20 protein-coding genes are annotated in these 25278 nt (G+C 71.7%); 12 read left to right on the forward strand and 8 right to left on the reverse strand.

Annotated elements, in window-relative coordinates:
* Nucleotides 1-57 precede the first annotated feature (57 nt).
* From sucD to ACFRCR_RS04770, 5 genes are all read right to left on the reverse strand, one after another.
* Nucleotides 58-954 (reverse strand): succinate--CoA ligase subunit alpha, encoded by an 897-nt coding sequence (sucD, locus tag ACFRCR_RS04750; protein WP_138825394.1) that lies wholly within the window; start codon nucleotides 952-954, stop codon nucleotides 58-60.
* A 30-nt stretch (nucleotides 955-984) separates the two neighbouring features.
* Nucleotides 985-2157: an ADP-forming succinate--CoA ligase subunit beta gene (gene sucC / locus ACFRCR_RS04755; RefSeq protein ID WP_377675881.1), complete on the reverse strand. Its 1173-nt coding sequence runs from the start codon at nucleotides 2155-2157 to the stop codon at nucleotides 985-987.
* 287 nt (nucleotides 2158-2444) lie between these two features.
* On the reverse strand, nucleotides 2445-3956 hold the full coding sequence (locus ACFRCR_RS04760; protein ID WP_377675882.1) for an amino acid permease: 1512 nt from the start codon (nucleotides 3954-3956) through the stop codon (nucleotides 2445-2447).
* A gap of 45 nt (nucleotides 3957-4001) precedes the next feature.
* A complete protein-coding gene (locus tag ACFRCR_RS04765; protein ID WP_377675883.1) occupies nucleotides 4002-4463 on the reverse strand; it encodes a hypothetical protein in 462 nt (153 codons plus the stop codon).
* Entirely contained in the window at nucleotides 4460-7612 is a 3153-nt protein-coding gene (locus ACFRCR_RS04770) for a glycoside hydrolase family 2 TIM barrel-domain containing protein (RefSeq protein ID WP_377675884.1), read from the reverse strand. Before ACFRCR_RS04770 ends, ACFRCR_RS04765 begins: the two co-directional genes overlap by 4 nt.
* A 235-nt stretch (nucleotides 7613-7847) precedes the next feature.
* Here ACFRCR_RS04770 and ACFRCR_RS04775 point away from each other — a divergent pair, with 235 nt between their 5' ends.
* Nucleotides 7848-8915 (forward strand): LacI family DNA-binding transcriptional regulator, encoded by a 1068-nt coding sequence (locus tag ACFRCR_RS04775; protein WP_377675885.1) that lies wholly within the window; start codon nucleotides 7848-7850, stop codon nucleotides 8913-8915.
* Here the strand turns inward: ACFRCR_RS04775 and pcrA are convergent.
* Entirely contained in the window at nucleotides 8912-11578 is a 2667-nt protein-coding gene (gene pcrA / locus ACFRCR_RS04780) for a DNA helicase PcrA (protein ID WP_377675886.1), read from the reverse strand. The two genes, ACFRCR_RS04775 and pcrA, sit on opposite strands and share 4 nt — an antisense overlap.
* A 165-nt stretch (nucleotides 11579-11743) precedes the next feature.
* Between pcrA and ACFRCR_RS04785 the strand changes: the two genes are divergently transcribed.
* Both ACFRCR_RS04785 and ACFRCR_RS04790 read left to right on the forward strand, forming a co-directional pair.
* Complete coding sequence (locus ACFRCR_RS04785; protein ID WP_377675887.1) at nucleotides 11744-12127, forward strand: VOC family protein; 384 nt, start codon at nucleotides 11744-11746, stop codon at nucleotides 12125-12127.
* Nucleotides 12128-12289: 162 nt separating this feature from the next.
* Nucleotides 12290-12892, forward strand: a complete 603-nt coding sequence (locus tag ACFRCR_RS04790; protein WP_377675888.1) for a GNAT family N-acetyltransferase — start codon at nucleotides 12290-12292, stop codon at nucleotides 12890-12892.
* Between the two features lie 172 nt (nucleotides 12893-13064).
* Here ACFRCR_RS04790 and ACFRCR_RS04795 read toward each other — a convergent pair whose 3' ends face one another.
* Nucleotides 13065-13547 (reverse strand): DUF456 domain-containing protein, encoded by a 483-nt coding sequence (locus tag ACFRCR_RS04795; protein WP_377675889.1) that lies wholly within the window; start codon nucleotides 13545-13547, stop codon nucleotides 13065-13067.
* Nucleotides 13548-13764: 217 nt separating this feature from the next.
* Nucleotides 13765-14115, reverse strand: a complete 351-nt coding sequence (locus ACFRCR_RS04800) for a hypothetical protein (protein WP_191795778.1) — start codon at nucleotides 14113-14115, stop codon at nucleotides 13765-13767.
* Nucleotides 14116-14381: 266 nt separating this feature from the next.
* On the opposite strand from ACFRCR_RS04800, the gene erm reads away from it, so the two are divergent.
* The 9 genes from erm to cobA all read left to right on the forward strand — a co-directional run bounded on the left by erm (nucleotide 14382) and on the right by cobA (nucleotide 25178).
* Nucleotides 14382-15218 (forward strand): 23S ribosomal RNA methyltransferase Erm, encoded by an 837-nt coding sequence (erm, locus tag ACFRCR_RS04805; protein ID WP_377675890.1) that lies wholly within the window; start codon nucleotides 14382-14384, stop codon nucleotides 15216-15218.
* A gap of 386 nt (nucleotides 15219-15604) precedes the next feature.
* A complete protein-coding gene (locus ACFRCR_RS04810) occupies nucleotides 15605-17413 on the forward strand; it encodes a nitrite/sulfite reductase (protein WP_377675891.1) in 1809 nt (602 codons plus the stop codon).
* Nucleotides 17410-18333: a phosphoadenylyl-sulfate reductase gene (locus ACFRCR_RS04815; RefSeq protein WP_377675892.1), complete on the forward strand. Its 924-nt coding sequence runs from the start codon at nucleotides 17410-17412 to the stop codon at nucleotides 18331-18333. Before ACFRCR_RS04810 ends, ACFRCR_RS04815 begins: the two co-directional genes overlap by 4 nt.
* On the forward strand, nucleotides 18330-19370 hold the full coding sequence (gene cysD / locus ACFRCR_RS04820; RefSeq protein ID WP_377675893.1) for a sulfate adenylyltransferase subunit CysD: 1041 nt from the start codon (nucleotides 18330-18332) through the stop codon (nucleotides 19368-19370). The genes ACFRCR_RS04815 and cysD overlap by 4 nt, the downstream gene beginning before the upstream one ends.
* Nucleotides 19370-20719 (forward strand): sulfate adenylyltransferase subunit 1, encoded by a 1350-nt coding sequence (locus tag ACFRCR_RS04825; RefSeq protein ID WP_377675894.1) that lies wholly within the window; start codon nucleotides 19370-19372, stop codon nucleotides 20717-20719. Before cysD ends, ACFRCR_RS04825 begins: the two co-directional genes overlap by 1 nt.
* 130 nt (nucleotides 20720-20849) lie before the next feature.
* Entirely contained in the window at nucleotides 20850-21980 is a 1131-nt protein-coding gene (locus ACFRCR_RS04830; RefSeq protein ID WP_377675895.1) for an ABC transporter substrate-binding protein, read from the forward strand.
* Between the two features lie 4 nt (nucleotides 21981-21984).
* Nucleotides 21985-22800: an ABC transporter ATP-binding protein gene (locus ACFRCR_RS04835; protein WP_377675896.1), complete on the forward strand. Its 816-nt coding sequence runs from the start codon at nucleotides 21985-21987 to the stop codon at nucleotides 22798-22800.
* Entirely contained in the window at nucleotides 22790-23857 is a 1068-nt protein-coding gene (locus tag ACFRCR_RS04840) for an ABC transporter permease (RefSeq protein ID WP_377675897.1), read from the forward strand. The genes ACFRCR_RS04835 and ACFRCR_RS04840 overlap by 11 nt, the downstream gene beginning before the upstream one ends.
* Nucleotides 23858-23864: 7 nt before the next feature.
* Nucleotides 23865-25178: a uroporphyrinogen-III C-methyltransferase gene (gene cobA, locus ACFRCR_RS04845; RefSeq protein ID WP_377675898.1), complete on the forward strand. Its 1314-nt coding sequence runs from the start codon at nucleotides 23865-23867 to the stop codon at nucleotides 25176-25178.
* Nucleotides 25179-25278 lie beyond the last annotated feature (100 nt).

Below are 25278 nucleotides of genomic sequence, written 5' to 3' on the forward strand. Positions count from 1 at the left end.
GCCGAAGGGTGGCCGGGCGCCGTCGGGCGTGCTGAGCGGGTGCTCAGCAGGGCGTGGTCAGGAGAGGATCTCGCGCATGAGAGCGGCGGTCTCGGACGGCGTCTTGCCGACCTTGACGCCCGCGGCCTCGAGGGCCTCCTTCTTGGCCTGCGCGGTGCCCGAGGAGCCGGACACGATGGCGCCGGCGTGGCCCATGGTCTTGCCCTCGGGAGCCGTGAAGCCCGCGACGTAGCCGACGACCGGCTTGGTCACGTGCGCCTGGATGTACGCCGCGGCACGCTCCTCGGCGTCGCCACCGATCTCGCCGATCATGACGATCGCCTCGGTGTCGGGGTCCGCCTCGAACGCCGCGAGGGCGTCGATGTGCGTGGTGCCGATGATCGGGTCGCCGCCGATGCCGATCGCGGTCGAGAACCCGAAGTCGCGGAGCTCGTACATCATCTGGTAGGTCAGCGTGCCGGACTTCGAGACGAGCCCGATCTTGCCGGGGCCCGTGATGTCGGCGGGGATGATCCCGACGTTCGACTTCCCGGGGCTGATGATGCCCGGGCAGTTGGGGCCGATGAGGCGGACGCCCTTGGCCTCGGCCAGGGTGAAGAACTCCGCGGAGTCCGCGACGGGGACGCCCTCGGTGATGATGACGGTCAGCGGCATGCCGGCCTCGATGGACTCGACGACCGCGGACTTCGTGAACGCCGGGGGCACGAAGATCACGGAGACGTCGGCGCCCGTGGCGGCGATGGCCTCGGCGACGGACCCGAAGACGGGGACGTCGACAGTGCCCTCGTCGCCCCCACCCTTCGGGAAGGCGACCGAGGTGCCGGCCTTGCGCGGGTTCACGCCGCCCACGATGTTGGTGCCGGAGGCCAGCATGCGCGTCGTGTGCTTCTGGCCCTCCGAACCCGTCATGCCCTGGACGATGACCTTGGAGTCCTCGTTGATGAAGATTGCCATGTCTGTCTGTTTTCTCTCTCGGGTCTCGGGTCAGGAAGCGGCGTTGGCCAGCTCGGCAGCCTTGCTGGCGCCGCCGTCCATCGTCTCGGCCAGGGTGACGAGCGGGTGGTTCGTCTGGGCGAGGATGGCGCGCCCCTCCTCGACGTTGTTGCCGTCGAGGCGGACGACGAGCGGCTTGTTCGCCTCGTCGCCGAGGATCGCGAGCGCCTGGACGATGCCGTTGGCGACCTCGTCGCACGCCGTGATGCCGCCGAAGACGTTCACGAACACGCTCTTGACCTGCTCGTCGTTGAGGATGACGTCCAGGCCCGCGGCCATGACGGCTGCGGACGCGCCGCCGCCGATGTCGAGGAAGTTGGCGGGCTTGACGCCGCCGTGCTGCTCACCGGCGTACGCGACGACGTCGAGCGTGCTCATGACGAGGCCCGCGCCGTTGCCGATGATGCCGACCTGGCCGTCGAGCTTGACGTAGTTGAGGTCGTTCTCCTTGGCCTTGGCCTCGAGGGGGTCGGCCGCGTCCTTGTCCTCGAGCGCCTCGTGGTCCGCGTGGCGGAAGCCGGCGTTCTCGTCGAGGGTCACCTTGCCGTCGAGCGCGACGATCGAGCCGTCCTCGGTGCGGACCAGGGGGTTGACCTCGACCAGGGTCGCGTCCTCCTCCTTGTAGACGGTCCACAGCTTCTGGATGACGTCGGCGACCTGCGTCTTGATGTCGTCGGCGAACCCGGCGGCGGCGACGATCTCGTCGGCCTTCGCCTGGTCGATGCCGACGGTCGGGTCCACGGCGACCTTGGCGAGAGCCTCGGGGCGCTCGACCGCGAGGACCTCGATCTCCATGCCGCCCTCGACGCTCGCCATGGCGAGGTACGAGCGGTTGGCCCGGTCGAGGAGCACCGAGAAGTAGAACTCCTCGGCGATCTTCGCGCCGGCCGCGATCATGACGCGGTGGACCGTGTGTCCCTTGATGTCCATGCCGAGGATCTCGGACGCCTTCTCGGCGGCCTCCTCGGGCGAGTGGGCGAGCTTGACGCCGCCCGCCTTGCCACGTCCTCCGGTCTTGACCTGGGCCTTGACGACCACGGTCCCGCCACCGAGCTTCTCAGCGCCCTCGCGAGCCTCTTCAGGGGTCGTGGCGACCACGCCGCCCAGCACGGGAACCCCGTGCTTCTCGAAGATGTCGCGCGCCTGGTATTCGAACAGGTCCACCCTGTGTCGTCCTTCCATCTGACTGCCTGACCGGCCTACCGATGTCTCGACATCGAGACATCCCGTCACAGGGTAGCCCGGCGACACGCCGAGACCTACCCGGAGCGGCCCGTCACCCGGGCCCGGCGCTGTCTCGTTGGCCACACCCCCGGCGCGCCCGCAGGCGGTCGGGCGCCCGCCACGGCACGCCCGGTGGGCGCCGGGACGCGGCCGGGAAAGGGGCCCTGACCTGCCCGACGGCGCCGCTCGCCCAGGGCGGGCGGGTGCCGTCGAGCAGGCCGGAGGACCTACGCCTCGCCGGTCCCGGCAGCGAGGAGGGCCGCGTCCTCCTGTGCGTTGCGCTCGGACTGCTCGTGCGCGCTCGGCATGAGCTCACGACGGGCGGCCTCGGGGTCCTCGGCCCGCAGGCGCCGGATGTACCGCTCGTACCAGGCAAGGGCCGCTCCGAGGAAGACCACCACACCGCCGACGTTGTAGACGAGCGTGAGCCACAGTGCCTGGTCCTCGGGGAACGTCGCTGCCACGAAGCACACCGTGAACAGCAGGACGAGGAACGTGGCGACGCCGAGCCCGAGACCGCGACGACCCATCATGAAGCTGCGGCTGGCGGAGTCGTAGGACTTCCGCAGCTTCCAGTAGGCGACCAGGATGAGCGCCGGAGGGAGCAGCGCGGTCGCGGCCGTCATGTTGATCACGATCTTGAGCAGCGCGTCGATCGACGAGCCCGCTCCCAGCGTCGGGATGACGAGCAGCGGGACCACGATCGCGAACTGGATCCACGCCCCTCGCACGGGCACCCCCTGCTCGTTGAGGGCGACCACCTTGGGACCGAAGATCCCCTGCGGGATCTCGGAGAAGAAGATCTTGACGGGCGCCGAGGTCCAGATCATCAGTCCGCCCAGCGTCGCGGCGAGCATGATGACCCCGACGATGCGAATCGTGACGTCACCGGACATCCCGAAGTGCTCCGCGGCAGCCGCCATCGTCACGAAGACGCCGTTCTCGTAGCCGACCTCGCTCTTGTCGACGAACACGGCCATGAGCCAGGTCCCGACCGTGTACACGAGACCGATCGTGAGACCGGCGATCACGATCGTCCGGACGAACGCCTTGGCACCGCCGCGCAGGTCGTTGAGGTAGACCCCGATGGACTCGGCCCCACCGACTCCCTGGATGATCCAGGCCAGGGTGCCGAGGAACGCCCAGGTCGTCAGGCCGGATCCTGGGTCGAGCCTCATCCCGGCGATGGACAGGTCGTTCGCGGGCGTGATCCCCCCGAGCAGCGCGACGACGGCTCCCACGACGAAGACCAACGCCATCCCCAGCATGAGGGTCGCACCGAACGAGGTGACCTTGCCGATCCACTTCGCCCCTCGCGTGGAGACCCACGTGGCGAGGAAGAAAAGGGTGATCGAGAAGACGGCGATCGCCCAGGACTCCACCTGGACGCCTCGTCCCAGGATCATGTAGACCGCGTAGACGAGCACCAGCGGCAGCAGGGAGATGAAGTAGAACAGGTTCACGAACCAGTAGCAGAAGGCGGTGAAGAACGCCCAACGCCCGCCGAGCGAGGAGCGCACCCACTGGTAGACGCCGGACTCCGAGTTGCGGTTGAGGCTGACGAACTCGGCGATGATCAGCGTGAACGGGATGAAGTACACGATCGTGGCGACGAAGAAGGCCGGGGCCGCCAGCGTGCCGATCGAGACGTAGTTGTTGATGACGTTGCGGAAGTTGAACACTGCCGCGATGACCATGGTGAACAGGATGAATCCACCGATGTTCTTGCGATCGTTCATGGCTCGTGCTTTCTCGAGAGGAAGACAGGGGAAGGCGGCGGTCGCCTACTTGTTGTGGAAGGTCGCGCCCTCGACGGTGAGGCGGACGACCAGGAGGTCTGCGGTCGTGGTCGGCTCGTGCCGCCACGCGTGATCGATCGGCACCGCGAGGATCTGCCCGGGAGCCACGGTCACGACGTCCCCGCCACCGGGGACCGGTGCGAACGTCTCGCGGTCCGACAGGTCGCTGTAGGGCATGACCGGGACGAGGCCCGTGCGGGGCACGAGCTCGACCCGGACCTCGCCGTCGAGCACGGCCAGCACCGTCTGGTACCGCCGGTGCGCCACGAGCGCGCCGTCACCGAGGGCGGTGGCGCTCTCGCGCCAGTAGGTCAGCGAGTCACCGACCGAGTGCGCGACACCGGGCCGGACGGCGCGCGCGTTGTCCAGCGCCGAGAGGAGCCGCACCCACTTGGTGACACCGGAGCGACCGGTCGCGAGGTCCTCTCTCGAGGAGAAGAGGGTCACGACAGTGCCTCCGTCGTCGAGGCGCGTGGAGTCGCCGGTCCGAGAGCGGGATGGGCGGCCCGGAGCCCGCGGGCGACGAGCCCTGGGTCGACGTCGCCCGCGTTGAGCGGAGCCATGAGCAGGGAGTAGCTGAAAGGCTCGAACCGCACGCGGTATCCGTCCAGGACCTCCGAGCCCCACGAGTTGGACCCGAGGCCGAGCACGGCGTGGTCGAGGTTGACCGTGATCGCGTCCGGGTCCGGGACGAGGTCGGTCACGTGCCGTGCGGCGTCGATCTGCTCACCCGCGTAGGGCCACGACGACCAGCTCAGCGGAGACCGCTCGGCCCCCACCAGCAGCCCGCGACCGTGCCGGTCGCGGTGCATGACCCAACGCACGTCCTCGTGGTTCGCACAGTCCTGCGGCACGACGTACGGCGTGAACATCTCCGCGACGGTCGTCGTGTACCGCCCGACCACCTGAGCCGTGCGCGAGTCCGGATAGTTCTCGCCCGGGCCACGCCCGTAGAACTCGACCTGGTCGCAGTCCGACGGAAGCCCGAGCTCGAGACCGATCCTGGGCACGATGTCCGTGTAGTCGCCGTAAGGTTCGCCGGACAGCGCGAGGCGGGCGGCACCGTCGTCGAACAGCTCCCAGCGATAGGTCACCCGCATGCCCAGGTCGAGCGCCGGTGGCGCGAGCGTCGATCGCACCTCCACGACGACGCGGTCGTCCCGCTGTTCGACCTGGACCGCCCTGGTCGACTCCTGCATGACCTGCAGGTGCCGGGGGTGCCACAGCGCCTCGTACTCCTGCTGGTGGTTGTCGACGAGCGGCTTCCACATCCGGAACCGGGGTGCACGCACCACGAGGTCGCGGCCTGCCCCCTGCCACCGCACGAGCCGCCCCGTGAACGTGTCGAAGGTCCAGGCGGACGAGCCCGCGCGGACCACGACCGTGTGCGCGTCCTCGGCCACCGTGAGCGGACGACGGCGTAGGAGCGGGGACGCCGGCGCTCCGGGCGAGGTGGGCGCGGACAGCGCCCCCAGCCCGTCCCCGGACACCGGGAGCTGGAACACGCCGAGGCGGGCGTGCGGCTCGGACCACGCCGTGGCGGCCCGGCGCAGCACGGACACCGTCCGCAGCACCTCCTGACCGTGTCCGTCGATCGCGGCGGGGACCTCGACGACCGCACTCTCGCGCGGCGCGACCGGGCCCGCAGGGACGGTCAGCGAGTGCCGTACGACGCCGTCCACCCGGTCCTCGACGACGAGGTCGATGTCCTCGAGCGAGCTGAAGTAGAACCCGTTGCGGATCAGCAGACCGCCGTCGGCGGCCTCGACCTTCACGGGGCAGACGACCTGCGCGTACTCGGTCAGGCCCGGACTGGGCTGCTGCCAGGGGAACACGAGACCGTCGATGCAGAAGTTCCCGTTGTTCGGGTAGTCGCCGTGGTCGCCCCCGTAGGTGTGCCGGACGCCGCCATCCGCGGTGACGTCCCGCAGACCGTGGTCGCACCACTCCCACACGAAGTGGCCCTGGATGGAGTCCCAACGGTCGAAGACCTGCTGGTACTCCGAGAGCCCGCCCGGTCCGTTGCCCATCGCGTGCCCGTACTCGCACAGGATGCGGGGCTTGTGGTGCGGGTGCTCGCCGAAGTCGTTCATCTGGGGGACCCGTGAGTACATGGTCGAGATGACGTCGACGTCCCGGCCGTCCCGGTCCTCCTCGTAGTGCACGGGCCGTGTGGGGTCGAGCTCCTTGCACCGCTGGTACATCGCGGTGATGTTGCACCCGTCGCCGGACTCGTTGCCGAGCGACCACAGGACGATGCTCGGATGGTTGCGCTGGGCCAGCACGTGCCGTTCGATGCGGTCGACGTACGCGTCCCGCCACACGGGGTCGTCGGTGAGCCTGCCGATGTCCCCGACGTTGGCGAAGCCGTGCGACTCGAGGTCCGTCTCGGCGACCACCAGCAGGCCGACCTCGTCGCACAGCCCGTAGAAGCGCGGGTCGTTCGGGTAGTGCGCGGTGCGGACGGCGTTGATGTTGTGCCGCTTCATCATCTCCAGGTCACGGCGCACACGGTCGATCCCGACGGCACGTCCGGACCGGTCGTCGTGGTCGTGCCGGTTGACACCGTGCATCGCGAAGTACGAACCGTTGAGCAGCAGCAGCCCGTCGCGGATCGTCAGGTCGCGGAACCCGAACCGGACGCTGACGTACTGAGTCGTCCGGCCCTCGTCGTCGCGCACGTCGAGGTCGAGACGGTGCAGCACCGGCTGCTCGGGGTTCCACCACGCGACGTCGTCGAGAAGGGCGTCCACGTCGACGTCACCGCCTGGCGCCACGGACTCGCCCGACGCGAGGACACGCCCGCCGTCGAGGGTCCGCACCGCCCAGGCGATGCTCCCTGACCCGGTCCCGGGCTCGGTCACGAGATCGAGGCCGACCGTCAGGTGCGCAGTCCCGTCGGGCAGCCGGTCGGTCCGGACGACGTAGTCGCGCAGGTGCGTCGCCGGGCGGACGTAGACGTAGAGGTCGCGGAAGATGCCGGACGCCCACCACATGTCCTGGTCCTCGATGTACGTCGAGTCGGCAAACTGGAGCACCGTCAGCGTCACGAGGTTACGTCCGTCGTGAGCGGCGTCGGTGATGTCGAACTCCGCACACAGGCGCGACCCCTTGGACCACCCGACCTCGGTCCCGTTGACGTGCACCTCGACGTAGGCCTCGACACCGTCGAGGCGCAGGATGCGCCGCGAACCCGCAGGCTGAGGGTCGAGCTCGACGTCGAACTGGTAGACACCCGTCGGGTTGTCCGACGGGACGTGCGGGACGTCGATGGGGAACGGATAGCCCTCGTCGGTGTACTGGAGCCGCCCGAACCCGTCGATCTGCCACAGGTGGGGCACCGACAGGACGGACCACCCCTGCGCGACCTCGCCCTGCGCGGTCCGTGCCGGTTCGGCGCGATCGGCGTTCGTCACACGCCCCGGATGGTCGTAGTAGCGGAAGCGGCACTGCCCCGACAGGGACGTGAACCCCTGGGAGAGCCCCCGATGCCCGGTGGCCGCGGCCACCGAGGAGTCGTAGCCGAAGAAGTAGGCATGGCCCGGAAGCCGACAGGAGCCCGTGGTGGTGGGGTCTTCCCACCTGAGCGTTGTCATGCGTGACACCTCGTTCTCGTCGTCGAGAGCGTGCCGGCCACCTGCCGGCACATCCGGCACGTCCCATCGGTCCGACGTCGGGCCGACTCGTGGTGTTACCGGTAACTTGGCCGCGACGTTACCGGTAACAATCCTCGTCCGCAAGCGACTCGTCCCGCTGCTTCGGCGGTAGACTCACCGAAACCAGGAAGGTCCGGAGTCCCACGACTCGGCGGCCGTGATCGAGGAGGTGTCGATGGCGGTCGCCCGCCCCAGGAAGGCCACCATCCGGGACGTCGCCGCCCGCGCGGGGGTCTCGCACATGACGGTCTCCCGCGTCCTGAACGGCTCACCGAACGTCGGGGCCGAGCGCGAACGAGCGGTGCGCGAGGCCATCGAGTCGACCGGCTTCATCGCTTCCGCCCGCGCGCGGCAGCTCGCCACGGGCACCGCCGAGGCGTATGCCGTCGCCCTGACCGAGCCGCTCGACGAGCTGCTGACCGACCCGACCTACGCCGCCGTGCTCAAGGGCATCACCGACGCGCTGACCCCGACGCCCGTCGTCCCCGTCCTCTTCACCATGGCGACGAGCGAGGAACGGGCGAAGGGGATGCGCCTGTTCAAGCGCGGCGCGGTCGACGCTGTCATCCACCTCTCGCCGTACGTCGACGACGGGATGCTCGACGACCTGCGGGACGCCCACGTACCGGTGGTGCTGTGCGGTCAGCTGGGCGACCTGGACAAGGCCGCCTTCGCCTCGGTCTACTCCGACGACGTGCTGGGCGCGACGCTGGCCGCCGAGCACCTGCTGGCCCGCGGTGCGACCGGCGTCGCGGCCATCATGGGGCCCGCCGGCAACCCCGCCACCCCGGACCGTGTCGAGGGCCTTCGTCGGACGCTGGGCGACCGGCTCCTGCCGACCGTCGCCCACGCGGGTTGGGACACGCCGGCCGGGTACCGGGCGGGCGTCGAGCTGGTGCGCTCGGCCGTTCCGTTCGACGCGGTCGCGTGCGGGAACGACCGGATCGCGGTCGGCGTCCTGCAGGCGCTCCGCGACCACGGCCTGCGTGTGCCGGAGGACGTCCTGGTCATCGGTTTCGACGACCATCCTGTGGCGTCCTCGTCCAGGCCCCACCTCACCACGGTGCACCAGCCCTTCGACCGTCAGGGCAAGGTGGCGGTCGACCTCGCCGCCGAGATGGTGGCGGGCGGCCCCCCGCGCACGGTGGTCCTCACGCCGAACGTCGTCGAACGTGAGAGCACGCGGAGGACGACGAGCGGGGCGGGGTCGCAGGCCGCCACGGACCCCGCACCCGTCGCCTAGAGCTTGGTGACGGGCGAGAAGCGCAGCAGGAGGCGCTTGGTGCCGTCCGCCCCGAAGTCGATCTTGGCGACCGCGTTGGTGCCCGCGCCCTCGACCGCGACGACCGTGCCGAGCCCGTAGGCGTCGTGCGTGACCTTGTCGCCGATCGCGAGCGAGGGGATGTCCCCCTCCTTGCGCGGGGTCGCCGAGCCGAACTTGGGCCCGTCCGGGTTGGGCGTGACCGAGCGCGTACGGACCGCGCCGTTGCGCGAGCCCGACCCCCCCGACCCGTAGCCGGTCCCCGACCCGCCGCGCGAGCCACCCGACGACGAGCCCCACCCGCCCGTGTAGCCACCGGGACCGCGCAGGGTCGCCATGGACGACTCCTTGCGGCGCCAGTCCCACAGGTCCTCGGGGATCTCGTCGAGGAACCGGCTGGGCGGGAACTCGTTGGCCATGCCCCACGCCGAGCGCACCGCGGAGCGCGAGATGTAGAGCCGCTCCCGGGCGCGCGTGATGCCGACGTACGCGAGGCGCCGCTCCTCGGCGAGCTCGCTCTCGTCGTGCAGGGAGCGCATGTGCGGGAACGTGCCGTCCTCCATGCCGCTCAGGAACACCACGGGGAACTCGAGGCCCTTGGCCGTGTGCAGCGTCATGAGCGTCACGACGCCGGGGTCGACGACGGGCTTGCCCTCGTGCCCCTCGTCGTCGCTCGACGGGATCTGGTCGGAGTCCGCGACGAGCGAGACGCGCTCCAGGAAGTCCGTGAGCGTGCCCTCGGGCTCGAGCTCGGTGAACTCGCTCGCGACCGCGTGCAGCTCGGCGAGGTTCTCGACGCGCGAGCCGTCCTGCGGGTCGTCGCTGGCCCGCAGCTCGGCGAGGTAGCCCGAGCGGTCGAGGACGGCGCCCAGGATCTCCGCGGGCGTCGCGCCCGTCGCGTACAGGTCGAGCAGCCCGTGGAACAGCTCGCGGAACGTGCGCAGCGGGTTCAGGGTCCGGGTCGTCATGCCCGGGATCTCCTCGGCCCGGTCGAGGGACGCCGCGAACGAGATGCGCTCACGCTCGGCGAAAGCCGCGACCAGGGCCTCGGCACGGTCTCCGAGACCGCGCTTGGGCACGTTGAGGATGCGGCGCAGGTTCACGTCGTCGTCGGGGTTGGCGACGGCCCGCAGGTAGGCGATCGCGTCCTTGATCTCACGGCGCTCGTAGAAGCGCGTGCCGCCCACGACCTTGTAGGGCAGGCCGACGCGGATCAGCACCTCCTCCAGGGCGCGGGACTGCGCGTTGGTCCGGTAGAAGATCGCGACGTCGCCCGGTCGCACGCCGTCCGAGTCGCCGAGGCGGTCGATCTCCTCGGCGATGAAGCGCGCCTCCTCGTGCTCGTTGTCCGCGACGTAGCCGATGATCTTGACGCCCGCCCCCGCGTCCGTCCACAGGCGCTTGGGCTTGCGGTCGATGTTGCGCGAGATGACCGCGTTCGCGGCCGAGAGGATGTTCTGCGTCGAGCGGTAGTTCTGCTCGAGCAGGATGGTGCGGGCGTTCGGGTAGTCGGCCTCGAACTCGAGGATGTTGCGGATCGTCGCGCCACGGAAGGCGTAGATCGACTGGTCGGCGTCGCCGACGACCGTCAGCTCGCCGGGCGGGATGACGCCCGGCGCCCACGTGCCGTCCTCGCTCTGCGCCTCCGGGGCGCTCGCCCCCGCGAGCTCGCGGACCAGGACGTACTGCGCGTGGTTGGTGTCCTGGTACTCGTCGACCAGCACGTGCCGGAAACGGCGACGGTAGTGCTCCGCGACGGCCGGGAAGGCCTGCAGGAGGTTGACCGTGGTCATGATGATGTCGTCGAAGTCGAGCGCGTGGGCCTGCGCGAGGCGGGCCTGGTAGCGCGTGTAGACGTCCGAGAGGACCTGGTCGAACGCGTTGGCCTGACCAGCGCCGGGCGTGCCGTCGGCCGCCGACGCGCCGCTCTCGCGCGCATAGCGCTCGGGGTCGACCAGCTCGTTCTTGAGGTCCGAGATCTTGTTCGCGAGCGTCCGCGCCGGGTACTTCTTCACGTCGAGGTTGAGCTCGCGGCTCACGAGCGTGATGAGCCGCTGGGAGTCGGCCGCGTCGTAGATCGAGAAGCTCGACTTGAGCCCGAGCGCCGAGGCCTCCTTGCGCAGGATCCGCACGCACGCGGAGTGGAACGTCGAGACCCACATGTAGCGGGCCGCGGGACCGATGAGCGACTCGACGCGCTCGCGCATCTCCGCGGCGGCCTTGTTGGTGAACGTGATCGCGAGGATCTCGCCCGGCCGGGCCCGACCCGTCGCGAGCAGGTACGCGATACGGTGCGTCAGGACCCTCGTCTTGCCCGAGCCCGCACCGGCCACGATGAGCAGCGGGCTGCCCGCGTGCACCACCGCCTCGCGCTGCTGGGGGTTCATGCCGTCGAGCAGCGAGTCCGCGTCGATGTGCGAGAAGCCGCCGGCGCGATGCCCGTCCTCGTCGTGTCCCGCCGCGTCGGCGCGCTCGGCCGCGCCGCGCCCCTCGGGGCCGCGCCCCGGGCGAGCGGACGTCCGGGCGGAACCTCCGCCGTCGGGCGCCTCGTCCCACCGCGGCGCGGTGGTCGGCAGGCGCGACGAGTCCCCGAGGGACGCGAGGTCGAATCCGGGCAGCGGCAGGTTCTCGAAGAGCGATGTCATAGCCCTCCCAGCCTAGGCGTGCGCACCGACACTCCCCGCATCGGCACGCGTCCCGCGAACCCGTGCGCCGCGCGCGTGCGCCCGGTGACCGATGACTTCGCTCGCCCGCCGCGGTCCTCCCCACGACGCCCTCCGTCGAGGGCGCCCCGCTGCGAAGGAGGAATCATGGCGACGACCCACTTCACGGGCCTGCACACGGTCGCGGTCCCGGTGCGCGACCAGGACGCCGCGCTCGCGTTCTACCGCGACACCCTGGGGTTCGAGGTCCGCATGGACGGCGACCTCCAGGAAGGCTTCCGCTGGATCGAGGTCGCCCCGCCCGGCGCCCCGGTCTCGCTCGCGCTCGTCCAGGAGGGCCAGGGGCAGGAGGCCGGGATCGACACGGGCATCCGCCTCGCCACCTCCGACGCGGCCGCCGACCACGCGACGCTCGGCGACCAGGGCGTACGCGTCGAGGAGCTGCTGCGGTGGGACGGCGTCCCGCCCATGTTCTCGATGCGCGACCTCGACGGCAACGTGCTCTACGTGACGGAGATCTCGGTGGGCTGACCCGTCCGGACGGCCCGGGCTGCGGTCGGTGCCGCCGAGGACGGGGTCGCGGTCGTTCCGCGGCCCGGGACGACCGCCATCCCGTTCTCGCCAACCGGCCACCCCGCGACCACCATCAGGGCTCCCGGGCGCACCCGACCACGCGCCGGATAGGGTCGTGACGTGAACGTCTTCGCCGACCCCGTGACCCTGACCGGACCGCTCGTCCGCCTCGTCCCGCTGCACCCCGACCACCACGACGCACTCGTCGAGGCCGTGCGCGACGGCGAGCTGTGGAACGCCTGGTACACCTCGGTGCCCGCCCCCGAAGAGATGGCGCAGTACATCCGCGACAAGATCGCGGCCCGCGAGGCGGGGACCGCCAACCCGTGGGTCGTGATCCGCAACGCCGACGACCAGGTCGTCGGCGTCACGACCTTCCTCGGGATCGACCCGCTCAACCGTCACGTCGAGATCGGCTTCACCTGGACCCGGGTCAGTGCCCAGGGAACGGGCGTGAACCCTGCCGCGAAGCTGCTGCTGCTGGGTCACGCGTTCGACGACCTCGACGCGATCGCGGTCGAGCTGCGCACGCACTTCCACAACCGGCAGTCGCGCGCGGCGATCGAACGCCTGGGCGCCAAGCTCGACGGGGTGCTGCGCAGCCACAAGATCGGGTACGACGGGGGCCTGCGCGACACGGCCGTCTACTCGATCACGGCCGCCGAGTGGCCGACCGTCCGGGTAGGCCTGGAGTACCGCCTGCGGACGCGCCTCGGGGCCTGACTCGCTCCCACCCGTCCCCCGAACGGACCTGACGCTGCCCGTCTGGGCGGTCGGGCGGTCGGAGCGGTCGGCGGTCGAGGCGGTCGAGAACGGGGTTACGGTCGTTCTGCCGCTCGGAACGGCCTCAAGCCCGTTGTCGGCACGACTCTCGGGCGCCGTTCTCGGCGTCGGCTCATGTCAGGGCCAGGCCCACGCCCCACGTCACGGCGGCGAGCAGCCCGCCCAGCAGCTGGACCACGATCGTGATGCCCGTGGCCTGCAGCGCGGCGACGGTCGCCCGCCACGCGGCGCGCCGGTCGCGTCGACGGATCAGCTCGGCCACGAAGACCGCTGCCACGAAGCCGATGAACAGCCCGACCACGGGGATGACGAAGAAGCCGACGACACCGGCCAGTCCGCCCCACGCGAGCGTCGACCACGGGACCTCGGCCCGCCGCATGTGCCGTCCGGCGAGCAGGAGCTGACCGCCCTCGGCCGCGACGATGAACGTGGCGGCCACGGCGAACACGACCCAGGCGGCCGTGCCGCCCGTCATGATCGCCCACACGAGGATGGCCCCTCCCACGAGGGTGTTCCCCGGCAGGACCTGCACGACGATCCCGGCCAGCCCGACCAGGATCACCAGGCCGACGACGATCTCTCCAGCGATGCTCACGGGTGACACCCTCGCACGTCAGAGGCGTCGCGTACGCACCACGACCACCGCGGTGCCCACATGACCCCGCCGGGCACGCCCGACGAACGAGCTCCCCGCCCCCAGACGGGTACGGGGAGCTCGTTCGGGTGCGACGCGACCCGAGGCAGGGCGGCCCGCGGCGGGCGGCACGCATCGCGACCGGCAGGCAGGCCGGTGCGACGCGACGGGCCACCTGTCAGACGAAGACCGCCACGATGATGTTGACCAGCGTGAGGCCACCGATCGAGTGCTTGAGCGCGGGCGAGATCTTGTCGCCCTGGCGCACGCCGACGAACGCGAGGACGGCGATGATCACGGCGATCACGAGCTTGATGCCGATCTTCATCATGCTGGGGCCGCCGTCGTCCCACATGCCGCTCATCTCGGCCACGCCGACCATGAGGATGCCCGCGACGGCGGCCGTCGCGGCACCGTGGAAGACACCCTTGTTGAGCGCGGCGGACTTGAGGGACACGAAGTAGCCGCCGAGGACGATGGCCCAGCCGACGAAGTGCAGGACCGCGAACACGTTGTAGACGATTTCCATGGCCACATCCTAGTTTGCTGACGCGGGTGTCGGAAAAAGATCGGCGTGGCGCTGCTCACCCCCGCGCGCCACGAAAACCCCTCGCTCCCCCGCGCGCCCCGCCGTAGGGTCGGCGCCATGTCAGCCTTCGGCGCGTCCTGCGCGTTCTCCCGCCGCCTCCGCCGCTCCTAGCGGCGGACCCCTCCTTTCGGCTCCGTCGCCCCGGCCCCTGCCGGAGCGGCCGTCTCGTGCTGCCCGGCGTCCACCCACGCCCCGCGGAGCCTCGCATGCCCCACCTCCCGTCCGACGGTCGTCACGAGCACGGACAGAACTTCCTCACCGACCCCCGCGTCCCGGCCGCGATGGTCGACCTGGTCGCCCGGACCTCCGGCCCGATCCTCGAGATCGGGCCTGGCGACGGCGCGATCACGGTGCCGCTCGCCCGTCTCGGCCGCCCGGTCGTCGCGGTCGAGATCGACGGGCGCCACGTCGCGCGCCTGCGCCGCCGCCTTGCCGGGAGGACCGGCCCGTCCGCCCGGGTCGACGTCCGGCACGCCGACTACCTGCACTTTCCCCACCCCGCCGAGCCGCACGTGGTGGTCGGCAACGTCCCGTTCCACGTCACGACCCCGATCCTGCGCAAGCTCCTCGACGAGCCCGGATGGTCGGACGCGGTCCTCCTCGTGCAGTGGGAGGTCGCGCGACGCCGTGCGGGGGTCGGCGGCGCAACCCTGCTCACGGCGCAGTGGTGGCCGTGGTTCTCGTTCGAGCTCCATGGCCGCGTCCCCGCCCGCGCGTTCCGCCCGTCCCCCGGGACCGACGGCGGCCTGCTGCGCGTGACCCGTCGCGCGCTGCTCCCGGCGGGCGACCGCGCCGCCTACCAGCGGTTCGTCGCCGACGTCTTCACGGGCCGCGGCCGTGGCCTGGCGGACGTCCTGCGCCGACGCGGCCTGCTCGACGACGACGCCGCGTCGCTGCTCGCGCGCGAGCGCCTCGGTTCGGCGCTGGCCCGGGATCTCACGGCCCCGCAGTGGGTCGCCCTGTGGGGCGGCGTCCGGCCGGGCGCAGCACCGCGGCGCACGGCCCGAGCCCGCACGGGCGGGCAGCGGCGCTCACGGCACTGACTGCCCCGACGCCGCAGCGTCGTCGGCATGGAGAGCGGGTCCGACGACCCCTCGGGCCCGCTCACCCTGCCTCCACCGCTGCCGAAGTCTGAGACACCCATCCACCATGCGGACAGGGGGTGTTCATTCACCCGCTGCCTCTGTAGATTTCCCGCCATGACCACGGCAGCGCACCTCCTCCTCGTGACGGCACGTCACGAGTCGACGGCCTGCGCCCGCAACAGCTTCTGCTGTTGTTGTTGACCCGCGCCTGACTCAGCCCGAGCCGTCCTCGCCGACCGCTCGCCATCTTCCTGAGCCAAGGGCGCGCGTGGTCGGCCCTCAGCCCCCTCGTTCCTTGCTGAGTCCTTCGGTCCGCGTGCCCACGTCCCCCCACGAGGAGCACGATGACGCCGCCGAACACCGCCACTGACGCGACCCCCGTCGCCGGTCAGCCGGCGGGCAGCAGCACCACCGCACCGGCCGACACGGTCGCCGGCACCCCGAGCGTGCCCGACACCGCCGCTCGCCCCGAGCGCCCGGCCCGCCCAGCGCGCGTCGCCCGGCCCAACGGCCAGTGGGCCGTCGACGGCAAGGAGCCGCTCAACGGCAACGAGAAGTGGAAGCAGGAGGACGGCGGCCTCTCGGTGCGCCGACGCATCGAGGACGTCTACTCCCGGGAGGGCTTCGACTCGATCACGGGCGACGACCTGCACGGACGCTTCCGCTGGTGGGGCCTGTACACGCAGCGCAAGCCCGGGATCGACGGCGGGCGCACCGCGGCGCTCGAGCCGCACGAGCTCGAGGACAAGTACTTCATGCTCCGTGTGCGCATCGACGGCGGCGCGGTCACGACCGAGCAGCTGCGCGTCATCGCGGACATCTCGCGCGACTTCGGCCGCGACAGCGCCGACATCACGGACCGTCAGAACATCCAGCTCCACTGGGTCGAGGTCGAGGACGTGCCCGAGATCTGGCGACGGCTCGAGTCGGTGGGCCTGCAGACGACCGAGGCGTGCGGCGACGTCCCGCGCGTGGTCCTCGGCAGCCCGGTCGCCGGGATCGCCGCGGACGAGCTGATCGACCCCGCCCGGGTCATCAAGGAGATCACGGACAAGTACATCGGGGTCCCCGAGCTCGCCAACCTGCCCCGCAAGTTCAAGACCGCCGTGACCGGCCACCCCTCCCAGGACGTGGTCCACGAGATCAACGACGTGGGCTTCGTCGCGCTCGAGCACCCCGAGCTCGGCGTCGGCTTCGACCTGTGGGTCGGCGGCGGCCTGTCCGCGAACCCCCGCCTCGGTGAGCGCCTCGGCGCGTTCGTCACCGAGGAGCAGGTGGCCGACGTGTGGCACGGGGTCGTCCAGATCTTCCGCGACTACGGCTACCGCCGGCTGCGCAACAAGGCCCGCCTGAAGTTCCTGCTCGCCGACTGGGGGCCGGCGAAGTTCCGCGAGGTCCTCGAGACCGAATACCTGGGCTTCGCGCTGCCCGACGGCCCGCCCGCCCCGCAGCCCTCCCAGCCGGGCGACCACATCGGTGTGCACAAGCAGAAGGACGGCCTCAACTACATCGGCGCCGCGCCCTACGTCGGGCGTGTCTCGGGCAGCATCCTCGCGGCCGTCGCGGACCTCGCCGAATCGGCCGGGTCCCACCGCGTGCGGTTCACGCCGCACCAGAAGCTGCTCGTGCTCGACGTCCCCGACGAGCACCTCGAGCGCGTCGTGTCCGGGCTCAAGGAGCAGGGCCTCGACGCGAACCCGAGCCCGTTCCGCCGCAGCACCATCGCGTGCACGGGCATCGAGTACTGCAAGCTCGCGATCGTCGAGACCAAGGGCGCCGCGACGCGCGCGATCGACGACCTCGAGAAGCGCCTCGGCGACCTGTCCACCATGAAGCCGCTCTCGCTGCACATCAACGGCTGCCCCAACTCGTGCGCCCGCATCCAGACCGCGGACATCGGCCTCAAGGGCCAGCTCGTGATGGACGACGACGGCAACCAGGTCCCCGGCTTCCAGGTCCACCTGGGCGGCGGTCTGACCTCGGACGACCGCGCGGAGGCCGGCCTGGGCCGCACCGTGCGCGGCCTCAAGGTCACCAACGACGACCTGCCCGAGTACGTCGAGCGCGTCGTGCGGCAGTTCGAGCAGGAGAAGGAGGGCGAGGAGAGCTTCGCCCAGTGGGCGCACCGCGCGGACGAGGAGTCGCTGCGATGAGCGGGACGACCACGAACCCGGGTGGGGCCGTGCACCCGGTCGGAGCTGCGCCGTCGGGCACGACGGGCACGACGGGCAGAGGCGGTGCGGCGACCGGCGGCGACCCGCTGGCCGCGCTGCGCGCGGCCGCCAAGGCACGCACCGAGGCGCGCGCCGCGTCCAAGGCCGCGCACGCGGCCCGGCGCGCCGAGAACGCCCGCCCCAAGCGGTCGGCCGACGAGCTGCGAGCGATCGTCGAGCGCGGTCAGGCCGAGCTGCACGGCTCGGCCCTGGGGGCAGCAGACGAGGCGACCGCCGAGCAGGTCGTCGCGTGGGCCGTGCGCGAGTTCGGCGACTCGATCGCGGTCGCGTGCTCGATGGCCGACGCGGTCCTGCCGCACGTCGTCGCGCAGCAGGCCCCCTGGGTCGACGTCCTGTTCCTCGAGACCGGATACCACTTCCCCGAGACCTCGGGCACGCGCGACGCCGTCGAGCAGCAGATGGAGGTCACGATCGTCGACGTCCTGCCGCAGCTCACCGTGGCCCAGCAGGACGCGGCGCACGGCAAGGACCTCTGGTCGCGCGACCCCGCCGCGTGCTGCGCCATGCGCAAGGTCGAGCCCCTGACCCGCACGCTCGGAGAGTACGAGGTCTGGGTCACGGGCGTGCGCCGCGACGAGGCCCCCACCCGCACGGGCACCCCGCTCGTGACCTGGGACGAGAAGAACGGGCTGGTCAAGATCAACCCGCTCGCCGCCTGGTCCTTCGACGACCTGCTCGGCTACGCCGCCGACCACCAGGTGATCCTGAACCCGCTCCTGAACGACGGGTACCCGTCGATCGGCTGCGCGCCCTGCACGCGCCGCGTCGCCCCCGGCGAGGACCCGCGCGCAGGCCGCTGGGCCGGGCTCGACAAGACCGAGTGCGGGCTCCACGTATGAGCGCCGTGACCACGGGCCCCTCGACCGCGCCCACCGACCACCACCCCACGCACCCCGACGAGAAGAGCGACGCCTTGACCGCCCCCCTCGCCCCGCCGGCCTCCCCCACGGAGACCACCGAGACCACCTCCACCTATCGCCTGACCCAGCTCGAGTCCCTCGAGTCCGAGGCGATCCACATCATCCGCGAGGTCGTCGCCGAGTTCGAGCGCCCCGTGCTGCTGTTCAGCGGCGGCAAGGACTCGGTCGTCATGTTGCACCTGGCGACCAAGGCGTTCTGGCCCGCCCCCGTGCCGTTCCCGCTGCTGCACGTCGACACAGGCCACAACTTCCCCGAGGTCCTGGAGTACCGCGACGCCACGGTCGAGCGCCTGGGCGCCCGCCTCGAGGTCGCGAGCGTCCAGGACTACCTCGACGACGGCCGCCTCCTGGAGCGCGCCGACGGCACGCGCAACCCGCTCCAGACCCAGCCGCTGCTCGACGCCATCACGGGCCACAAGTTCGACGCCGTGTTCGGCGGCGGGCGCCGCGACGAGGAGAAGGCGCGCGCCAAGGAGCGCGTCATCTCGCTACGCGACGAGTTCGGCCAGTGGGACCCGCGCAACCAGCGACCCGAGCTGTGGAACTTGTACAACGGCCGCCACCGCCCGGGCGAGCACGTCCGCGCGTTCCCGCTGAGCAACTGGACCGAGCTCGACATCTGGCGCTACATCGCTGCCGAGAAGATCGACCTGCCCAGCCTCTACTACGCGCACGAGCGCGAGGTCTTCGAGCGCGACGGCATGCTGCTCGCCGTCGGGCCGTACTCCCAGCCCCGCAACGACACCGAGCGCGCGGACGTGCGCACCGAGACCGTGCGCTACCGGACCGTGGGCGACATGTCGTGCACGGGCGCGGTGGAGTCGGACTCCTACACGGTCGACGACGTCATCACCGAGGTCGCCGCGACCCGCATCACCGAGCGCGGCGCCACGCGCGCCGACGACCGGATCTCCGAAGCCGCCATGGAAGACCGCAAGAAGGAGGGGTACTTCTAGTGAGCGCCACCACCACGCACCCGCTGCCCACGAGCACCCTGCTGCGCCTCGCGACCGCCGGGTCCGTCGACGACGGGAAGTCGACCCTCGTCGGCCGCCTGCTGTTCGACTCCAAGTCCGTCCTCGCGGACCAGCTCGACGCCGTCGAGCGCGTCTCGCGCGACCGCGGGCTCGCCACGGCCGACCTCGCACTGCTCACCGACGGCCTGCGCGCCGAGCGCGAGCAGGGCATCACGATCGACGTCGCGTACCGCTACTTCGCGACCGCCAGACGCTCGTTCATCCTGGCCGACTGCCCCGGGCACGTGCAGTACACGCGCAACACCGTCACGGGTGCGTCCACGGCCGACGTCGTCGTGCTGCTCATCGACGCCCGCAAGGGGCTCCTGGAGCAGACGCGCCGCCACCTCGCGGTCGCGAGCCTCCTGCGGGTGCCCCACGTGATCGTGGCCGTCAACAAGATCGACCTCGTCGACTACAGCCAGGAACGCTACGAGGAGCTCGCGGACCAGATCCGCGAGGCCGCGGCCTCGCTCGGCGTCGCGCACGTCCTCACGCTGCCGGTCTCGGCGCTCGAGGGCGTCAACGTCGTCGACCGCTCGGGCGGGCCCGACGGCAGGACGCCCTGGTACGACGGGCCGAGCCTGCTCGACCTGCTCGAGGAGCTCCCCGCGGCCGAGACGCCCGACACCGAGGCGTTCCGCTTCCCCGTCCAGGTCGTCCTGCGACCCCAGGGCGCGGCGCTCGAGGAACGGTTCCGCGACTACCGCGGGTACGCGGGCCAGATCGCCTCGGGGGTCGTCCGCGTCGGCGACGAGGTCGTGGTCCTGCCCAGCGGGAGGAAGAGCACGGTCGAGGGCATCGACACGGCCGACGGCACGCTCGCCGAGGCCTTCGCTCCCCAGTCCGTCACGATCCGCCTCACGGACGAGATCGACATCGCCCGCGGCGACCTCATCGCGGCAGCGGCCGACGCCCCCGAGGTCACGCAGGACGTCGAGGGCACCGTCGCGTGGCTCAGCGACAAGACCCTGCGCCCCGGCACCCGCGTGCTGCTCAAGCACACGACCCGCACCGTCCAGGCCGTGGTGCGCGACGTCGTCGGGCGCCTGGACCTCGACACCGCCGAGCTCGAGCCCGCGGAGACGCTCGAGCTCAACGACATCGGGCGCGTCACCCTGCGCCTCGCCTCACCCGTCGCGGCCGAGGAGTACGTCACCTCGCGCCGCACCGGTGCCTTCCTCCTGATCGACGGTCAGGACGGCGGCACCCTCGCAGCAGGAATGGTCGGAGACGCCCTGGCGGCCGTGCGATGTCCTTCGCAGCGTCCCGTGCAGTACGCGATCTGAGGCCCACCCGACCACCGCAGGTCGGGGCCCGGAACCCCGGGCCCTCGGATCGCGTGCTGCACGGATCGGCGCTGCCGGGACTCGACACGTCCACCGCCAGGCAACCACCGACCATCCAGAAGGATCCACCATGAACACGTCGTCCCGCCCGACCCGCACGACCCGAGCCGGCACGTCACGACACCGCTTCGCCCGGACCCGCTCCGCGGTCGCAGCGGCCGCCGTCGCGCCGCTGCTCCTGCTCTCCGCCTGCTCCACGGGCACGTCCGACGCCGCCGACGGCCCCGAGAAGTCCTCGGGCGCCGCCGACGAGCTGCGCCTCGGCTACTTCGCGAACGTCACGCACGCCCCCGCGCTCGTCGGGGTCGCGGGCGGGCAGTTCGAGGAGGCCCTGGGCGACACCACGCTCTCGACCCAGGTCTTCAACGCCGGCCCTGCCGCGATCGAGGCGCTCAACGCCGGGGCCATCGACGCCACCTTCATCGGCCCCAACCCCGCCATCAACAACTTCGTGAAGTCGAACGGGGAGGCCGTGCGCATCATCGCGGGCTCGACGTCGGGCGGGGCCCAGCTCGTCGTGCGCGACGGGATCGACACGGCCGCCGACCTCAAGGGCACCAAGATCGCCTCGCCCCAGCTCGGCGGCACCCAGGACGTCGCGCTGCGCGCCTGGCTCACCGAGAACGGCCTGAAGAACGACATCCAGGGCGGCGGGGACGTCGCGGTCACCCCGACCGAGAACGCCCAGACCCTGACGCTGTTCCAGAACGGCGAGCTCGACGGCGGCTGGCTGCCCGAGCCCTGGGCCTCGCGCCTCGTGCTCGACGCCGGTGCGCACGTCCTGGTCGACGAGAAGGACCTGTGGGACGACGGCCAGTTCCTCACCACGCACCTGATCGTCCGCACCGACTTCCTCGAGGAGCACCCCGAGACCGTCGAGGCGCTCCTGCGCGGCGAGGTCGCGGCGATCGACTGGCTCGACGCCAACCCCGACGAGGCCAAGACGCTCGTCAACGGCGAGATCGAGAAGATCGCCGGCAAGCCCCTGTCGGACGAGGTCCTCGACCGCGCCTTCACCAACATCACCTTCACGACGGACCCGCTCGCGGGCACGCTCGACACCCTGCTCGAGGACGGCGTGACGGCCGGGACCACCACCGAGGCGGACCTGAACGGCATCTACGACCTGAGCCTCCTCAACAAGGTGCTGAAGGAGGCCGGTCAGCCGACCGTCTCCGCCGCAGGTCTCGGCAAGGAGTAGCACGATGACCACCACGTCCCCCGCCCGTACGGGCACACCGGTCGCCACGACCTCGGACGAGGACTCCGGCCCCACGACCGGCGTCCGCCTGCGCGGCGTGTCCAAGCGGTTCTCCCCGACGGGCGCCCCGGTGCTCGACGGGATCGACCTGGACATCGCGCAGGGCGAGTTCGTCTGCCTGCTCGGAGCCTCCGGCTGCGGCAAGTCGACGCTGCTCAACATCGTCGCGGGCCTCGAGCGCCCGACCACGGGGGACGTGGAGGTCGCCGGGGACGGCGCGGCCCTGATGTTCCAGGAGTCCGCGCTGTTCCCCTGGCTCACCGCGAGCCGCAACATCGAGCTCGCCCTGAAGTTCCGGGGCGTGCCCCGCTCCGAGCGCCGCGAGCGGGCCGCCGAGCTGCTCTCGCTCGTGCGGCTCGACGGCTCGGGCGACAAGCGCGTCCACGAGCTCTCGGGCGGCATGCGCCAGCGCGTCGCGCTGGCCCGCTCGCTCGCCCAGGAGCGGGACGTCCTGCTCATGGACGAGCCGTTCGCGGCGCTCGACGCCATCACGCGTGACCTGCTCCACGACGAGCTCGAGCGCGTCTGGGAGCAGACCGGCCGCACGATCGTGTTCATCACGCACAACGTCCGTGAGGCCGTGCGGCTCGGGCAGCGCGTCCTGCTCATGTCGTCGCGCCCCGGGCGCATCGTGCGCGAGTGGGACGTCGACGTGTACGGGGCCGACGAGCAGCGCAGCATCGAGGCGGCCGCCGCGTCCCGCCTCGCGACCGAGATCACCAACGACCTCCGTGAGGAGATCCGCCGCCATGCCGTCTGAGACGTCGAAGAGCACCGAGACCCTGGCCCCGCGCCCCGGGGCCCTGCCCGGTCCGGACGCGTCCGGGCTCTCGCCCGAGACGCCCGACGCCGTCGCGACCGGTCCGCGCGAGGCGGGCGCCGTCGTCGGGCACGCCAAGGACGTGAGCGACATCGAGGCGGGCCTCGACGCCCTCCAGACGACCGTCGCACCCACCGCGAGCCGGTGGTCCAAGGCGTTCCACGCCGTCTACCCGCCGGTCCTGGCGATCGCGATCCTGCTCGCCGTCTGGCAGACCCTCGTGTGGCTCGAGGTCCAGCCCATCTACAACCTGCCCGGCCCCGAGCAGGTCTGGGAGGCCGTCACGCGCGCCGCGGCGAGCGGCACGCTGTGGCAGGCCCTCGGGACGAGCCTCGAGCGCGGTGTCCTGGGCTTCCTCGCGGCCGTCGCGATCGGCACGCCGCTCGGCATCCTCGTGGCGCGCGTGCGCTGGGTGCGTGTGTCGTTCGGTCCGATCATCACGGGTCTGCAGGTGCTGCCGTCGGTCGCCTGGGTGCCCGCGGGCATCATCTGGTTCGGGCTGTCCGACGCCACCGTGTACTTCGTGATCCTCATGGGCGCGGTGCCCTCGATCATCAACGGGATCGTGTCGGGCGTGGACCAGGTGCCGCCGCTGTACCGGCGCGTGGGGCAGGTCCTGGGCGCGGGCCGGTTCCAGATGATCAAGGACGTCATCCTGCCCGCGGCCTTCCCCGGCTACCTCGCGGGCCTCAAGCAGGGCTGGGCGTTCTCGTGGCGCTCGCTCATGGCCGCGGAGATCATCGCGGTCGGCGGCGGGATCGGGTTCGGCCTGGGCGCGTTCCTCCAGCAGGGGCGCGAGCTGTCCGACATGGCCCTCGTCTTCACCGCGATCCTGCTGATCCTCGTGGTCGGCATGGTCATCGAGCTGCTGTTCTTCGCCCCGGTCGAGAAGTCGATGCTGCGCCGCCGCGGCCTGGCCCCGGAGACCTCGACCAGCAAGGGCTCGGGGTGGCTGCTGCGCCGGCGTGAGCTGGCCGCCGCCGCTTTCGGGCGATGATGGGCGCATGAACCCTGAGTTGTACCCCCTCGGTCTGCGGATCGCGGGCCGTCTCGTGGTCGTCGTGGGCGGCGGCCCGGTCGCCGCACGGCGCGCCCGGTCTCTCGTCCTCGCGGGCGCGCACGTGCGTGTCGTGGCCCCGGAGGTCTGCGAGGACCTGGCGGCGCTGATCGCCCCCCTGCCCGACGGCGCCGCTCACCATGACGGGCCCGGCACGGCCGGGACCGTGGTCCGGGAGGCGCGCTCGTTCGAGCCTGGAGACCTCGAGGACGCGTGGCTCGTGCACACCGCGACCGGGTCTCCCGAGGTCGACGCGGCCGTCGCGGCCGAGGCGGAGGCGCTGCGCGTCTTCTGCGTGAGCGCCGGCGACGCCGAGGCCGGGACCGCGTGGGTCCCGGCCGTGGCCCGGGTGACCGTGGCTGACGTCGACGGCGCTGGTGCGGGTGGGCCGACCGGTTCGCCCGCCTCGACCGAGGTGGTCGTGGCCGTGAACGCTGGCCGCGACCCCCGCCGCGCCCAGCACGTCCGGGACGCGATCGACGCCCTCCTGGCGACCGGCGAGCTCCCGCTGCGGCCGGTCCGGCCCGCTGCGGGCGGCCGCGGGAGCGTCGCCCTCGTGGGCGGCGGCCCCGGTGACCCCGAGCTCGTCACCGCGCGCGGGCGCCGGCTGCTCGCGCAGGCCGAGGTCGTGGTGGCCGACCGGCTGGGCCCGCGCGTGCTGCTCGACGAGCTCGCGGACGACGTCGTCGTGATCGACGTCGGCAAGACCCCGGGGTTCCACCCGGTCCCCCAGGAGGAGATCAACGCGCTGCTGGTCGAGCACGCTCTCGCCGGACGCCGCGTCGTCCGTCTCAAGGGCGGCGACCCCTACGTGTTCGGGCGCGGGGGCGAGGAGCTCATCGCGTGCGAGGAGCACGGCATCCCCGTCGAGGTCGTGCCCGGTGTGACGAGCGCGGTCTCCGTTCCCGCCGCCGTGGGCATCCCCGTGACGCACCGCGGCTGGTCGCGTGGCTTCACGGTCCTGACCGGGCACGAGGACATCGGCAAGGTGCCGGCGGCCTCCGACCACACCGTCGTCCTGCTCATGGGCGTCTCACGGCTCCGCGACTCCGCGGCCGCGCTCGTGGCCTCGGGCCGCTCGCCCGAGACTCCCGTCGCGGTCGTCGAGGACGGGTACGGGCCGCGGCAGCGGTCGACCGTCGGGACGCTCGCGACCATCGCCGACGTCGCGACCGCGGCCGGCGTCCGCGCTCCGGCCGTGACCGTGATCGGCGACGTGGTGCGGGTGAGCCCGGCCTGGCGGGCGGCCGGGCTCGGCTGACCGTCTCGGCCGGTCGAGCCGCCTGCCGGCGGCTGGCGGCTGGTGGCTGGTGGCTGACACCTGTCGAGAACGGCCGAGAACGTGCTGGGGGCCGTCATCC

Origin of the sequence: Oerskovia sp. NPDC056781, assembly GCF_042789955.1 — a bacterium.
Lineage (GTDB): Bacteria > Actinomycetota > Actinomycetes > Actinomycetales > Cellulomonadaceae > Oerskovia > Oerskovia rustica.

Excerpts from the sequence above, each read along its gene's own strand:
- ACFRCR_RS04760 (WP_377675882.1), bottom strand. The coding sequence starts at position 3,956 with ATGAACGATCGCAAGAACATCGGTGGATTCATCCTGTTCACCATGGTC.
- ACFRCR_RS04815 (WP_377675892.1), top strand. The coding sequence starts at position 17,410 with ATGAGCGGGACGACCACGAACCCGGGTGGGGCCGTGCACCCGGTCGGA.
- erm (WP_377675890.1), top strand. The coding sequence starts at position 14,382 with ATGCCCCACCTCCCGTCCGACGGTCGTCACGAGCACGGACAGAACTTC.
- ACFRCR_RS04835 (WP_377675896.1), top strand. The coding sequence starts at position 21,985 with ATGACCACCACGTCCCCCGCCCGTACGGGCACACCGGTCGCCACGACC.
- cysD (WP_377675893.1), top strand. The coding sequence starts at position 18,330 with ATGAGCGCCGTGACCACGGGCCCCTCGACCGCGCCCACCGACCACCAC.
- ACFRCR_RS04840 (WP_377675897.1), top strand. The coding sequence starts at position 22,790 with ATGCCGTCTGAGACGTCGAAGAGCACCGAGACCCTGGCCCCGCGCCCC.
- ACFRCR_RS04770 (WP_377675884.1), bottom strand. The coding sequence starts at position 7,612 with ATGACAACGCTCAGGTGGGAAGACCCCACCACCACGGGCTCCTGTCGG.
- pcrA (WP_377675886.1), bottom strand. The coding sequence starts at position 11,578 with ATGACATCGCTCTTCGAGAACCTGCCGCTGCCCGGATTCGACCTCGCG.
- cobA (WP_377675898.1), top strand. The coding sequence starts at position 23,865 with ATGAACCCTGAGTTGTACCCCCTCGGTCTGCGGATCGCGGGCCGTCTC.
- ACFRCR_RS04800 (WP_191795778.1), bottom strand. The coding sequence starts at position 14,115 with ATGGAAATCGTCTACAACGTGTTCGCGGTCCTGCACTTCGTCGGCTGG.
- ACFRCR_RS04810 (WP_377675891.1), top strand. The coding sequence starts at position 15,605 with ATGACGCCGCCGAACACCGCCACTGACGCGACCCCCGTCGCCGGTCAG.
- sucD (WP_138825394.1), bottom strand. The coding sequence starts at position 954 with ATGGCAATCTTCATCAACGAGGACTCCAAGGTCATCGTCCAGGGCATG.
- ACFRCR_RS04830 (WP_377675895.1), top strand. The coding sequence starts at position 20,850 with ATGAACACGTCGTCCCGCCCGACCCGCACGACCCGAGCCGGCACGTCA.
- ACFRCR_RS04785 (WP_377675887.1), top strand. The coding sequence starts at position 11,744 with ATGGCGACGACCCACTTCACGGGCCTGCACACGGTCGCGGTCCCGGTG.
- ACFRCR_RS04775 (WP_377675885.1), top strand. The coding sequence starts at position 7,848 with ATGGCGGTCGCCCGCCCCAGGAAGGCCACCATCCGGGACGTCGCCGCC.